This window comes from Myxococcus sp. CA051A (assembly GCF_013336705.1).
Classification (GTDB): Bacteria; Myxococcota; Myxococcia; order Myxococcales; family Myxococcaceae; genus Myxococcus; species Myxococcus llanfairpwllgwyngyllgogerychwyrndrobwllllantysiliogogogochensis.
On sequence record NZ_JABUMS010000016.1, the window covers coordinates 93,914 to 107,845 of the forward strand.

Here is a 13,932-nt window from a genome sequence, read left to right on the forward strand (position 1 = left end):
CTCAGGCGAGGAGTGCGGAGCAGATGAGTCAGATCAACGCGGTGCGAAGCAAGGTCGAACCCCGCTATTTCAATCACCTGAGCGGTGCGAGCTATGTGCGAATCATGGACACGCCTCGCATCTGGGGACTGGACTTTGGTCCCGGCATCATGGACCAGGCCCGGAAGCGCACGAAGGAGTTCGAACGAGCGCTCGTCGAGGTCATCCAGAAGTCGAAGTTCCGCTGTGACGTGGCCTCGCTCAACAGCCCGGACCCCGAATGGGCCAAGGTGATTCTGGGGGCCATGGATGCCGCGCTGAGCGAGGACATGGGCAGGACGAAGCGGACCCAGTTCCGGTTCCTGTTCGGGCAGACGCCCATGCTCCTCATGAACGGCACGGCGCCCCCGCTCATCGACTTCCAGGGCGCGCTGATTCGACTGGTGAGGGCGCGGACGCGCCACTGGAAGATGAAGCCGGAGATCTGGATGGGCCAGTTCTACCGGCTCCGGGAAGGACTCCAGTCAGGGCTCCTCGCGCGCCTCGCGGAGTCGCTGCCGAGCTGGATGGTGTCGGAGGGTGATGACGACTTCACGAAGATGACGTGGAATCACTCGAAGATCATCGCCGTGGATGGCATTGAATCCCTGGTGGGGGGACACAACCTCAACATGGACCTGTTCACCAGCTATCCGCCGGTGCATGACGTGTCGGTCGTCATGCATGGTGAGGCGGCCCTGGGGTCGCAGCTGTACTTGAACCAGATGTGGGCGTGCAAAACGGATGTGTTCACGAAGGAGTATCTGGATGTCGATGCCGGCGTCTGGAAGAACGGCGATGACCACGTCGGCAAGCCTTGGGAGCTCAAGGACCCGCTGAACGAGCAGGATGCCATTGATTACCGGACCGAGCGTTTCGAGGCGCTCGCGCAGCTGCATGGTGGGAGCGTGGAGGACTTCAAGTCCTCTCCCAGCCACTCCAGCAAGAAGCTCCTGTCGGAGTCGGACGAAGACCTGGACGAGGACCTCATCGAGGACGACATCCGGAGGGATGACCTCCAGACCCTCGCCGACCTGGAGCTGCCGGTGTTCAAGGAGAAGAAGTACAGCTCCTACGCCAGCCTCGGTGAGTACAAGAAGGCGACCCGCGTCTTGTCGCTCGGCAAGTACTGGAAGGGCTCGAACCTGGAGGAGGACTACGAGAAGGCGTCCGAGCTGATGAAGCAGGAGTTGATCCAGGGCGCGAAGAGCATCCTGCGGTTGTCCCAGATGGACCTGGTGAGCGCGTGGAAGAAGAAGTGGTCCTCCCACGTCGTCTGCCACTGGATCATGGACGCGCTGCTCAAGAACGAGAAGCTGGTCGTCCAGGTCGTGGTTTCCCCCCTGGACGCCGGCGCGGGCGCGGAGGGCGACCAATATTCGTTCGGCTCGGGCGCGTGTCGCACGTTCGAGCTGTTCCAGTACTACGCGACGCATGCCGTGGACACCGACACCCGGCTGCCAGATGCGGACGTGCGGGAGCGTGCGTTGGAGCGACTGCACATCGCGCCGCTCTATTTCACGGACAAGGTCCCCGAGGGGAGCACCACCGAAGGTGAGACCTATTTCTGGCCCAAGCTCACGGAGGAGGGAAAGACGGCGACCCTGAAACAACCCTCGCTCGCCACGGTGCCACCGGTCAAGGGCGTCATCGGGAGCGCACAGGAGTCGGTCAAGAAGGCCAGCGGCGCCTTCTATCCCAAGGTTCCGTCCGCGCCGGGCAATCACGCGAAAATCATGATTGTCGACGACGAGTCGTATGTCGTCGGGTCCGACAATCTCTATCCAGGCTTCCTCTCCGAGTTCAACTACCTGGTGGAGGGCGCGTCCGCCGTGAAGGACATGCTCGAGTCGTATTGGGAGCCCCTGTGGGACTACTCGGGACTGCACTGTGTCAATCCCCTGTGCGAAGGGGGTTGCAAGACGCGTCCTGAGAAGCCCAAGCCCAAGCTGCCCTCGTTGCTGGGGCCCCGACTCGGCCTCTATTCGTCGCTGCTCGGTGGAAGAGGAGGCAATCCCTTGCTCCTTGCGGGCCTGATGTCGACACCGCTCTTCGGCAAAACAGGCTTGAGCGGCTTCAGCGGAGGGAGTGGCCTGGGCATCTTTCCGCCGCTCTTGAGCAACGACAACCGGGGCAAGGTCAAACGGGTGAAGGTGTCCCAGACCGAGAACCTCGACTCCCTCCTCCAGCAGGACGACGAGGCCGCGAAGGTGGGAGTGGTGGAGCGGCAGCTCGCCAAGGAGTCGGTGCCGTCGAGTTCGGAGCCCTCCTCGCCGAAGGCCCAGAAGAAGAAGGACCCGGACGTCCATTCGAACGGCGACAAAATCGAGGACGAGCACTACTACACGGATCGCCAGATCCTCCGGCTCATGGAGCACTTCATCGGGCGCATGCCCAATGTGGTCGTGCGCCCCGGACTCGGCGCCTACCAGCTCCGTCGCCTGGGGCCCGACGCGTTTGACGATGCCCTCCAGGGCATGGCCGAAGATCGCGAGCCCCGCATCATCGTCCAGCCCTACAACGTCAACGGCAACCACTGGGGGTTGATCTACATCAAGGCGGCGCCGTCACCGTTCGGAGGCAGGCCTCAGGCCCGCGTGCTCTACATCGACCCGCTCAACCCGAGCAGCGTGCCGAACCTCGGCCCCCTGCGACGCGCGTTCCCAGACCTGGAAGTCGAGCGGTGTGACATCCCCTATCAGAATGACAACCACGGTGGTGGCTTTGGGGGGCAGCACAGCTGCGGCCCCTGGATTGTCCACCTGTCGCGATGCCTCGTACAATCCGGGAACGCCCTGCCCCTCCCAGCTCCGAACCCCCGCACCGCCGCAATCAAGCTCCGCGAGGAGCACCAGAAGGCCCTGAATGGCCTGAACCAGGGTGGCAGCGACTTCCTCTGAGTCGAGGACGACGTCTCTGGCCGCGCGGCCGCCTCGGAGGGGGCTCCGCCGCGCGGCCCGGGGCCCCTCGCGCGAGCGGGCCGGGTCTCAACGTCCTGGGTGAAGCACCCGAGTCCCCCGGAGCCGAAGCAGCCGGGCCCAGCCGCCCTCTTTCATGGTGAAGGCCTCGCCCGTCCATTCCCCCAGCACGAAGGGCTTCCGCACGCGGCTGCAACATGAACTCCCCGGGATGGGCTCTGCCCACAGTTGCGCGCCCTTCAACCGGAGGAAGTGGTTGTAGACCGGGCTGTGCCGAGGCTTGCCCGTCTCAGGAACACCTCCGGTGACGATGAGCACGTCCTCCTTCTGTCCCTCCACGAGGAACCGGCCCTTCGCCAGCCTCGGGCGCCCCTCCGCCAGCGTGATGACCTCCGCGAAGCGCAGATAGTCGAAACCCAGGAGGCTGTAACCCGTCAGCAGATACTCCTGGAGGTTGCCAGGAATCGGGGTGAGTCCGTCCAGGATGGCGTCGAGCTGGAGTTCCTCCAGCGACCTGTCGAGAGCGAACCCGAATGTCCCCTCGGGTGTGAGCCATTGGAGGTACGCGCGGCCTCTCTCCAGTTCGTCCTTCAGGCCTCGCGCGGCGCGCCGCAGGGTCCAGGACCGCAGGCGCCCGTCAGGCGAGGTGACTGTCTCCGCGCACCCGAGGGTCTCCGACTGGAACACCCCTCGGTCGTACCTGGCCATTCGCCGAAGCGCCTGGATGGCTTTGTCCTTCGTCTTCGGCACGCGGACCTTCATCGACGAGGACCGACGCAGGAGGCGCTCGAAGTCCCCCAGGCCACAGCTCGCCAGCTCCAGCTCCGCGAAGGCGACGGCGGCCTTCGGGCAAAACTCACCGAGCACAGACAGGTCCGTCACGCTGGAGATGAGCTTCTGGCAGGGACGGGAGGCCCCTCCCGCATCGGGGGGCGCGGGACAATGGACCCAGACCCAGTTCTGGTTCCCGTGGGTGCCCGACCATCTCCCGATGTCCACGCAGGCGCCGCCATCCGCGGTGCTGAAGACGGGCGCCTGGGGTCCCCTGAGAATCGCCTCGGACAGGTCGAGGGCGGGGTCCACCTGCCACCCCTCGGTGACGTCGGAGAAGGAGGAGACCTCTCCGATATCGAGCCCCTCGGATGGCGACGTGCTCAGCAGTACCAGCAGGACCTGAGGCCACATGGTGCGCTCCGTTGCAGGACCCGGCCCTTCTTGTCGAGCGCCACGATTGCCCCGTCTCCATTCGTGTCCTCGCGGGCCTGACATCCCATCAGCCACCTCCCGAAGCGATGCGCCGTTCCAAACGGTCCGCTCGGAGCGGGCGAGGGAGGCTCCGCGACAGCCGCGGCAGCCTTCTTCCCGGCCAAGGTCGATGGCGAGGTCGCGCAAGCGGAGAGCATCAGCAACAGGAGCAGGATTGGGCGCATGGCGGGGGCAGGAGACGTGGGGCGGTGTTTGACGCCGAAGCCGCGTGGACGGTTCCAGCCCTCCTGGACGGAGCGCGTCCTCTCGAAACGCATGCGCGTCTCCCACGCACGCACACCGGGCCTCCTCCGGGAGGCCGTGCCTCCTCGCCGCGAGACCACCGGGGACATGCCCGAGCAAGGCACGTCACGTGCAGTCTGGATGATTCATGGTGAACCGATTGAATCCGGGCACGCACCACACCGTGCGCGAGGGGGAGAGCGTCGAAAGCATTGCCTACGAATCCGGGCACGTGGGCAGGACGCTCTGGAATCACGCCGAGAATGAGCCCCTCCGGAAGGAGGGGCGTGACCCCAACGCGCTCGCGGCGGGAGACGTGCTCTACATCCCTCCGTTCCGCGAGAAGAAGGTCACCGTCAGGACCGGGGCCGTGCACAAGTTCACCCGCCGGGGCGTGCCCTCGGTGCTGCGATTTCTTCCCCTCGTCTTTGGCCAACCGATGCCTCGCACGCCCTTCACCGTCGTGGTGGAGGGAAAGGAGCTCCAGGGAAAGACCACGGACCGGGGGCTCGTGGAGTGTTTCATCCGCCCTGATGCGCCCCGCGCCACGGTATACCTGGGCGAGGAGCCCTTCCTGCTCACCTATGAGCTGGACCTGAGGATGCTCGCGCCCGTGGAGACTCCCCATGGGACGCTCACCCGCCTGCGCAACCTGGGCCTTCATGACGGCCCCATCGACAACCCTCCCGCGGACGTGTTGGAGGGAGCGCTGCGCCGCTTCCAGGAGCAGCAGGGACTTCCCACCACGGGTGAGCTGGACGCACGCACCCGCGAGACACTCCTCGCGCGCCACGGGCGCTGAGCCCCCACCGAGACCCTCTCCATGATTCAAATCTCAGCGGCCCAGAAGGGCCCCCCACCCGCGAAGCTGGTGGAGACCGCGAAGCAGGCCGCCGCGTGGCTGCTCGAATACAATCAGTTCGCGAGCACCGGACTCTCCGCGAGCCAGATCTCGAAGAACCAGGAGGAGTACCTCGCGAAACTGGAGATCAGCTCGAAGAGCTATGCGCCCAATGAGGTCAAGGCCCAGCTCGTCGCCTGTCACTACGGGAAGTGCGCGTATTGCGAGACGCGCATCATCCACAGCCACTACGGCGACGTGGAGCACTTCCGTCCCAAGAAGGGCGTCACCTTCTTCGACAAGACAGGCAAGATGGCGACCATCGCCGACGCGTATTTCTGGCGCGCCTTCGATTGGAACAACCTCTTCCTCTCCTGTGGCGTCTGCAACGAGCAGTACAAGAAGAACTATTTCGGCCTCTTGCCCAGCCTCACCGCCACCGCCGCCGAGCAACAGTACCTGGGCGTGGGCCCCCTGAAGGTTCCCACCGTCGCGGAGAAGCGACAGAGCCCCGCGAATCCCAACCTCCTCGAGCAGGCCATCCTCATCGACCCTGGAGTCGACGAACCGCGCGCCCTCATCCGCTTCGATGTTCGCAACGGGCAGGCCATGCCCAGCCCGATCATCAATCTGCTCCAGGGCGACAAGGCGCTCGCCTACGGTCGCACGGCCAAGACCATCGAGGTCCTGGGATTGAATCGGCCGGCGCTCGTCGAGGCGCGCGCCCGGCACCTCCTGAGCCTGCACCTGCTCCTGATACCCATCCTCGGCGACCTGCCGGCACTCCAGCAGTTCGTCCAGTTCGGAGCCCTGTGCGACAAGCAGAAGGACACCCTGGTTCCTCGCTCAGACCCGCTCGCCAACGTGCTCGCGCAGGCCGCGACGGCCGCCGGGAGCAACAAGGCCAGCAAGGAGGCCGTGCTGGCCTTCGGCAGGCTCGTCGCGAGCATCCAGCCCTGGGCTGAGTACACGGCGCTCTCCCTGGATGCCATCGTCACCTGGAGCATCCAGGAGTTCGAGCGCGTGCGCGCCGCGGTGACCCTGCAAGCCACGACGCAAGCCTCGGGAGGGAGCGCGAACATCGGCGCCACCCACAGCCTGGCGCCTCGGCTTCCGGCGAGCCTGTCCACGACGCTCGAAGGACAGACGCAGGACTACCGCCAGATCGTCGCGCACTACTGCAAGGACCGCTGGACCGTGGGAACCGAGGAGAAGGCGGACCAGAGCGCCATGCGGGTGGCGCTGCACGGCGAGTTGAACACGCTCATCGAGGACTACGAGGCGGCATGGAAGGAGGTCCACCACCGCGCCAAGGCCTTCAAGACCCAAGAGGCCGTGATGCGGCATGGCTTCCTCAAGGAGGAGGTGGAGAACTACCAGGAGCAGTTCGCCCGGGGCATCGAGGACGCAAGCGAGGAGCCGCTCCTGCTGGCCTGCCTCCAGAAGGTGACGGAGTCGCTCACCCCCCTCTTCAAGGAACTGCTCGCCTCCACGGACCTCGCCACGGCCCTCAAGCTCGTCACGCAGGGAAGCAAGCTGCTCCGAGTGGACATCCCGGCGTTCTATGCGCTTTGCATCAAGGACGCGGACACGAAGAAGGCGCACAGCGACCCCATGGCCCATTGGCTGAAGATGCATTCCTTCTTCGTCGAGCGGGTGGACCACACGCTCGGGAAGGCGCACATCTCCACCTTCGTGAAAGACTTCATGGAAGAAGCCCACGACAACTTCGTCGAGCTCTACAACCGCTTCACGGATGTGGTGGTGAGGTATCGGCTCAACAGCCTCTACAACAAGACGGTGGAGACCCGCGCGAATCCATTGAAGCAAGCCATTCAAGCCATGATTCAGCACGTCAGGGACCACGTGGCGGGCAAACCCACGCCCACCCACGCCCCGCTCGTGGCCATTTCCCTCATCCGAATCGTTGGCTAGCGCCGAGCGTCCACGGGGGCGGCGCCAGGGATGGAGCGGCGCGGCATGGGGCGCTCCTGAAGGCGCCCTCGGACGCCCGGGAGAATCCGTCACCGAGGCGGTGTAGAGGGGAGTCCACCCCACCGTGGCCTCGAGTCACGGCCGCCGTCTGAACAAAAGACAGTCAGGTGTGGAGGGGAGTCCACCCCTCATTCTCGCGAAATGACAGACATTTCCTCTCGTGCCTTGTCACGTCGCCTGATGCTACTGTCGCATGTATGCACTGGCACCTGCACTTGAAGAGCGCGGCCCTCGCGGTCGTGCTGTTCGCGATGTCCGGGCTCGTCGTGCCCGACGCGCACGCGCAGCAATGTGGACCCGGGCCGACCTCGCCGGTCGATCCACCCGAGGACCAGATGAGCGACACGCGCCTGCTGCGGCGCATCGTGCTCGGACTCACGGGGACGACTCCGACCCTGGAGCAGTACGAGGCCATGGCGGCCGCGGCCTCGCCCGAGGCGCGGGCCTCACTGCTCCGCTCGACGCTCGACGAGGTGCTCGCCTCTCCGAAGTTCTATGAGCGGATGCTGCGCTTCGGACACGAGTGGATCGCCGTGGGCGCCTACACCACGGGCGCCACGGGCGACGCGTACCAGGGCGACATGTCCGGACACCTGCACCGGTGCGCCGACAACACCCTGCACCCGGGCGCGCTCTACGCGGTGAACGAATTCGCCTCGGGGGACCCGGGGCAGCAGTGCTCCGACAAGGACGGTGGCGGGAACCCCGCCGTGCCGGAAGCGCGCACCGTCGAGCCCTGGTGGGCGCCAGGCACCACGGTCCAGGTGCTGGGCAAGGCGGGCTCCGACATCAAGCAGGTCGTCGACACCACCACCGGGAAGACCTGGGACTGTGGCATCGCGAGCGGCGGCTACTACGACCCCGGGCTGCCTCGGGGCTGTGGATGCGGACCGAATCTGATGTGGTGCTCGCCGCTCGCCGGCCTGGGCTCCGCGAGCACCTCCACCCTCAATGGGCAGCGCCGCCACCCCTACGAGGAGCCCGCGCGCCTGTTCGCGCACCTGGCGTGGCATGACCGGCCGCTCTCGGACCTGGTCGTCGGCAACTACTCGGTCGGAACCAACTGGCTGCGCGCGCTGTACATCCGCTTCGGCCGGCAGATGGGCAGCGACGTGGTGGACCAGAACAGCACGTGGTGGCGGCCGGACGTGGGCAATGCCCCGCGCGACCCGATGCACCCGACGCCGGATGATCCGCAGGCGTGGCGGGAGTTCGTGGTGGAGGAGCTGGAGCCCTACCATCTCTCGCTCACCCCCGACAAAACCCGCTCCGGCAGCATGGACCGCACCTACCGCTTCGACCCGCGCAAGACGAAGGACGCGCCCCTGGGCCTGCCCGCCGCCGGGGTGCTCACCATGATGGGGGCCATGTCGTCGTTTCCGCGTGAGCGCGTCCGGGCCGCGCGTTTCCTGGAGATCTTCGCCTGCCAGAACTTCTCGCCGCCTCCCGCGGACGTGCACTTCCCGCCGCTGGAGATAGACCCGGCGACGGGCGGAACGTGCCTGCACTGCCACAAGACGCTGGACCCCGCGGCCATCGCCTTCAAGCGCTGGGACTTCACGCCGTTCCCGAGCTACTACGTTCCGTGGCCCTTCATCGGGGGCATCGGCAATCAGCGCATCACCGCGGAGTGGCTGTCCGGGAAGTATCCGCACATCGGCAATGCGCCGGGCCTGCGCTGGAAGAACGCCTTCGCGCCCAACACGGTGTTGACCCCCGTCACTCCGGAGGAGCTCACGGCGAATCCGGAAGCGGTGCTGCTCGACACGATGCCGGAGTCGTACACGCTGCTGGGCGAACATGGCGATGGCACCATGGGCCCGCTGGGCTTCGGCAAGCTGCTGGTCCGCTCCGGTGAGTTCGACCGCTGCGCCGCGCGCAAGCTCTACGCGATGTTCATCGGCCGGGAGCTGAATCCGGCCACGGAGAAGGGCTTCATCGACAAGCTCGCGCGGGAGTTCGTCGCGGGGGAGCGCAAGCTGCGGCCCTTCATCCGCCATCTCTTCGAACAGTCCGAGCTGCGGAGGGGCCTGTGATGCGCACACTGCGTTCGTTGCTGGGGGCCGTCGCGCTCGCGTTCGGCCTGGGGGCTTGTTTCGGGGATGTCTCGCACCCGCAGGGGGGCGATGGGACGCCGGACGGGGGCGACACCTGCGCGGCGTCGAGCGACAACGACGCGGTCCGCCTCGCGCTCGCTCCCGCGTGTGAGGGCTGCCACGTCAACGGCAACAAGCCCTTCTTCGCCTCGCTCGCCGCGTTCGAGAGCGGGCTCGTCTACAACGAGCGGTTCGTGAAGCGCGGAGACCCGGAGGGCAGCGTCCTGGTCCAGATGCTCAAGGGCACCGCCCCTGGCAGCTACGCCCAGATGCCTCCGGGCCAGCCCTACGAGCAGCTCGTCGCCAACGGCCGCGTCACGATGACCATCTCCCAGGTGGAGGCGTGGATTCGCGACCTGAAGGCGCCCCCCGCGCAGTTGGAGACGCCGTCACCCGAGGAGTTCCGCGTCCGCCGGCTGTCCGCCGAGGAGATGGTGGTGAGCCTGATGGACCAGCTCGGGCTCACGCTCGAGGACTTCGTCAGCACGAGCAACCCCGACTGGCGCAACCGGGCGTACGTCGTGAACTGGGGCAAGTTCTTCATCTGGCCTGGTGACTGGTCTCCCGGCATCTCGGGCGAGTACGTCTCCGACCTGCGCACCGTCGAGCGGTTCGAGGCGCTCGGAGGCGGCAACTCCCTGGCGTACCGCAAGAAGGACACGACCTTCGGCCCCTCCGCCGGACAGGCCCTGGTCCAGGTGTCCCAGGCCTGGTGTGGGCGCGCGGTGGACAAGCCCAACAACAAGGCGGTGCTGCGCTTCGTGACGCTCGCGGACACGTCCACGAAGAACCCGGACGCGGTGCAGAAGAACCTGCGCAACCTCTATCTGCGCATGCTGGGCCAGCCGCCCGACGACGCGGAGCTGAAGGCGCTGTACGAGCAGGTCTACCTCCCGCTCGAAGCGCAGAGCGCGCGCCTGGCCTGGGTTGGCACGTGCGCGGCGCTCATCCGTCACCCGCTGTGGATCACCTACTGAGCCGAGGACGCCATGCCGAACACTTCTCGACGCACGTTGCTCAAGTGGGCCCTCGGAGCCGGTCAGTTCGCCCTCCTCGACCGCGCGGGGCTCCTCGGCTCTGGCCTCGCGCACGCCGCGGACGCCGACGTCCCTTCACGACTGGTGGTGCTCTACGTCCCGGGCGGCTTCCGACCGGCGTATTGCTTCACGCCGATGGAGGACTCGGAGATTCCGCTCTGCGTCCCGGGGTCCTCCAACTTCAGCAGCGAGCCGGTCTTCTACGACGCGAGCAAGGTGGTGAACCTGGCGCCCGCCAACGGCGCGTACAAGCCGCTGCGGACGTGGCAGTCCTGGAATCCGCAGGACCCGGCGGCGCGCGGTACCTTCAGCCCGCTCATGTACGGCTACCAGCACTTCGCGCTGCATGAGCAGTTGAGCGTGCTGCATGGCATCGACCAGGGGACCAATGACCACGCGAGCGCCTTCATCTCCGCGATGTGCGGCGTCGCGGGCGCGGACTATCGGGCGCCGGCGATGCACTCGGTCATCGCGAACCACCTGTATGCGCGGCACCGGGAGACCCGTCCGCTGCCGTTCGTGGTGGTCGCTGGGGACCGGGGCGTTCCCTCTGGCATGGGGTTGCCCTCTCACGCCTCGCCGGTCGGTGTGCCCTCCATCGATGCGCTCAAGCCGATGCTCTCCGGAAAGGCCGCGGACAACGCCTGGTGGTCGGGGCTGGAGGCGCGCACCGAGGGCGCGGAGCTGGATGCACGGGGCACGCCCACCGGGGCCCAACTGAAGACGACGACGGTGGAGCGCTACTCCCTGGCGCGTGCGCAGCCGCTCCTGGGCCGCTCGACGGCGAAGGTGGACAACTACCTGGAGGGCCTGCATGGCTCGCTGTCGTCCGTCTCCCGCGTGCTGGCGACGGACGTGGTGTCCCTGCTGGAGGGCACCAAGGGCATCGACACGCTGAAGACGAACCGGCCCGCGTACCTGTCGAGCTACCTGAACGAGACTTTCACCTACACGTTCGGCAACGCGAACTTCCACCTCACCGGGTTGGACCCGCGCATGGACATGGCGCTGCGGTTGCTCAAGTCGGACCTGTGCACGTCAGTGCATGTCTCGCTGCGCATGGACTTCGACACGCACAGCGGCGCGGGCCATGCCTTCAGTTGCGCGCATGGTCGCGGGCTGATGGATTGTGTCGCGCGCTTCCTGGGCGAGATGAAGGCCACGCCCGCTCCGGGCAAGCCGGGCAAGACGCTGCTCGATGACACCCTGGTGCTGGTGATGAGCGAGTTCGGCCGGAGTTGGGCCTCCCGCGCGAATGACGGCAGCTACAACCTGCCGGATGACCACCACCCCTACACCTCGGTCTTCTTCGCGGGGGGAAACGTGGCCGCGAACCGGCAGGTGGGCACGTACACGACGCGCGGGCTCGGCGTCCCGGTGGACATCATCGAGGAGACGGGGCAGACGCAGAAGCGCGTCCCCCGGTCCGCGGACGTCGTCACCACCGCGCTGCGCATCATGGGCATGGAGCCGAACGAGTTCTTCATCCCCGGTGGCTACGGCGAGGTGGTGGGGCTCCGGAAGGGATAGCGGTGGTGAAGACGCCGCACGGCACACCTGGGGACTGCCCCTCAGCGCTTCGCGCACGCCCTCGGGCAGGTCCTGGTGCCCTCGCACCCTCATCACTGCTGGCGCGACTCGGCGTGCTGCCGCGCCCGCTTCTCCACCGCGCGGAACGTGTCCTCCACCGCGTCCTTCTGTCCCATGCGCGCCAGGAAGCCAGGGATGGAGCCGGCCGGGTCCACGGTGAAGCGATACACGGCATGGGACTTGTCCTCGCCACGAGGCTCCACGCGCCAGCTTCCTTCATTGAGCCGGATGCGCACCGTGCCACGCCGCTGGGGAATGGCGTCCGGCTCCGCCTGCCACCTCTGCGCGAACACGCCCGAGCCGTCCTCCACCAGCTTGGACTCCAGCACCACGTTGCTGATGTAGTCCCGCGCGGAAACCACCGGCAGGTCCAGTCTCGTGTAGGTGAGCTGCCCCTCGTCCGGCAGCTCCTTCAAGAGGCGGGACTCCTTCACGTACGGCATCCAGTGCCGGTAGGCGTCCACATCCCGCAGCACGGCCTGCACGTCCACGGCGCTCGCCGCCAGCTCGCCCTCCGCCCAGACGTCCTTGGCCTGCGTCCCCGGCCGGGCCCGGACCTTCACCACGTATGGCTTCTCCGCCAGCGTGCTCCAGCCCTCCGCCGCCTGGGACGTCCCCGCGGCGAGCCCCAGCGCACAGGCGGCAAGTGCCGCTCCACTCCACAGCATCTTCATGCGTTCTTCCTGGGCGACTCGGGCCCGGTGCGTCTTCACGTCCGCTTCCGACACACGAGCGCCCCGGCGAATTCGCGGAGGCACACCCGGCCAGGGGGCCGGGCAGCCTCCAAGCTGCCAGCCATGACGGCTCGGGGCCGCCATGCGAGCAGCCACGAGGCCTCGCGGCCCTCGACAGCGCTCGACTTCCTCCAAGTGGAAGTGCCGACCCCAACCCATCCGAACCGATTTAGAGTCACGAGGACGCGCGAGGGTCGCCGCGCGGCACTTGGGGGCATGTGCCATGAAGCAGATTGAGCAACACCTCGCGGAAGGTTCCTTCCAGGAAGCACTCCAGTTGATTGAAGCGGAGGTGGCCAAGGCCCCGTCGGGCGAGCGGCTGCTGATGGCATTCAACGTAAGGGTGCGCCTGGAGGACTATGACGGGGCCCTGCGCGCGCTTGAGGACTTGGAGAAGCTGGAGCCTGAAGTCTCCGAAGCAGTGACCTTCCTGCACCACTGTGCCGAGCTCGAACGCCTGCACTCCCTGCGAAGGAAGGACGCCGAGCGGGCCAAGGAGCGTGGGGCGCTGCAGGCACCCCAGCCCTTCTCACGTGCCTACCTCCAGGCGGCGGTGAGCCATGCGAAGGGCGAGTTTTCCGACGCGGCTCGTGCCCTGGAAGAGGGCGCGCGCTCGGCCCCCAAGACATCCGGAATGCTAACGCGGACCAATGGTGCCCGGGTGCGCTTCTCCGATTTGACCGACTCGGATGAGCTGACGGGGCCACACCTCCCCTGCTTCCAGGGTGGCACCGTGCTGGACGTGCCCTTCAGCGAGCTTCGCTCCATCCAATTCGAAAAGCCGCAAAGCTCAATGGATGTCGTCTGGCTGCCGGCCCAGTTCCAGACTCTCGACGGCCGCGAGGTCGAAACCCGCGTGCCTTCGCTGTACCCCGGGTCAGGCCTGCATGACCACGCTCCCATCCGCCTGGGGGAAATGACCGCGTGGCATCACGACCCCCACGGGTATGCCGTTGCGTTCGGCCAGCGAGACTTCAAGCTGACACATGAGGATGGCGGCATGGGGATGGTCGGGCTCCTCCAGGTGGCAAGGATCGACTTCGATGATGCGAGCAGGCCCATGAGCGGAAAGCCGCAACCCCAGGCGAAGAAATCCTTCTGGTCGAAACTCTTCGGCTGAGTCGGGACCTCGGTGCGGGCGAATGCCTGTCAATGACGGGCCTTCCCATGCCAACGCAAGGCTGTCAGGCTCGACCTCGTGGACCTCTTCACGAA

General features: G+C 66.6%; 9 protein-coding genes. 7 read left to right on the forward strand and 2 right to left on the reverse strand.

Annotation, left to right across the window (positions count from 1 at the left end; all coding sequences use genetic code 11):
- Positions 1-23: 23 nt before the first annotated feature.
- Positions 24-2,918, forward strand: a complete 2,895-nt coding sequence (locus HUA74_RS35120) for a hypothetical protein (RefSeq protein WP_174458051.1) — start codon at positions 24-26, stop codon at positions 2,916-2,918.
- A gap of 87 nt (positions 2,919-3,005) precedes the next feature.
- Here the strand turns inward: HUA74_RS35120 and HUA74_RS35125 are convergent, their stop codons facing one another.
- Complete coding sequence (locus HUA74_RS35125; protein WP_174458052.1) at positions 3,006-4,121, reverse strand: hypothetical protein; 1,116 nt, start codon at positions 4,119-4,121, stop codon at positions 3,006-3,008.
- Positions 4,122-4,572: 451 nt separating this feature from the next.
- On the opposite strand from HUA74_RS35125, the gene HUA74_RS46115 reads away from it, so the two are divergent.
- The 5 genes from HUA74_RS46115 to HUA74_RS35150 all read left to right on the forward strand — a co-directional run bounded on the left by HUA74_RS46115 (position 4,573) and on the right by HUA74_RS35150 (position 11,923).
- On the forward strand, positions 4,573-5,226 hold the full coding sequence (locus HUA74_RS46115) for a peptidoglycan-binding domain-containing protein (RefSeq protein ID WP_174458053.1): 654 nt from the start codon (positions 4,573-4,575) through the stop codon (positions 5,224-5,226).
- Positions 5,227-5,247: 21 nt separating this feature from the next.
- Positions 5,248-7,200, forward strand: a complete 1,953-nt coding sequence (locus HUA74_RS35135) for a hypothetical protein (RefSeq protein ID WP_141645202.1) — start codon at positions 5,248-5,250, stop codon at positions 7,198-7,200.
- Between the two features lie 395 nt (positions 7,201-7,595).
- Complete coding sequence (locus tag HUA74_RS35140) at positions 7,596-9,296, forward strand: DUF1549 domain-containing protein (RefSeq protein WP_254625389.1); 1,701 nt, start codon at positions 7,596-7,598, stop codon at positions 9,294-9,296.
- Complete coding sequence (locus HUA74_RS35145) at positions 9,296-10,333, forward strand: hypothetical protein (RefSeq protein ID WP_174458055.1); 1,038 nt, start codon at positions 9,296-9,298, stop codon at positions 10,331-10,333. Before HUA74_RS35140 ends, HUA74_RS35145 begins: the two co-directional genes overlap by 1 nt.
- A 12-nt stretch (positions 10,334-10,345) precedes the next feature.
- Entirely contained in the window at positions 10,346-11,923 is a 1,578-nt protein-coding gene (locus tag HUA74_RS35150; RefSeq protein WP_174458056.1) for a DUF1501 domain-containing protein, read from the forward strand.
- A 92-nt stretch (positions 11,924-12,015) separates the two neighbouring features.
- Here HUA74_RS35150 and HUA74_RS35155 read toward each other — a convergent pair whose 3' ends face one another.
- A complete protein-coding gene (locus HUA74_RS35155) occupies positions 12,016-12,657 on the reverse strand; it encodes an START domain-containing protein (RefSeq protein ID WP_254624083.1) in 642 nt (213 codons plus the stop codon).
- 283 nt (positions 12,658-12,940) lie between these two features.
- Here HUA74_RS35155 and HUA74_RS35160 point away from each other — a divergent pair, with 283 nt between their 5' ends.
- Positions 12,941-13,837 (forward strand): type VI secretion system accessory protein TagJ, encoded by an 897-nt coding sequence (locus HUA74_RS35160; RefSeq protein ID WP_174458057.1) that lies wholly within the window; start codon positions 12,941-12,943, stop codon positions 13,835-13,837.
- Positions 13,838-13,932 lie beyond the last annotated feature (95 nt).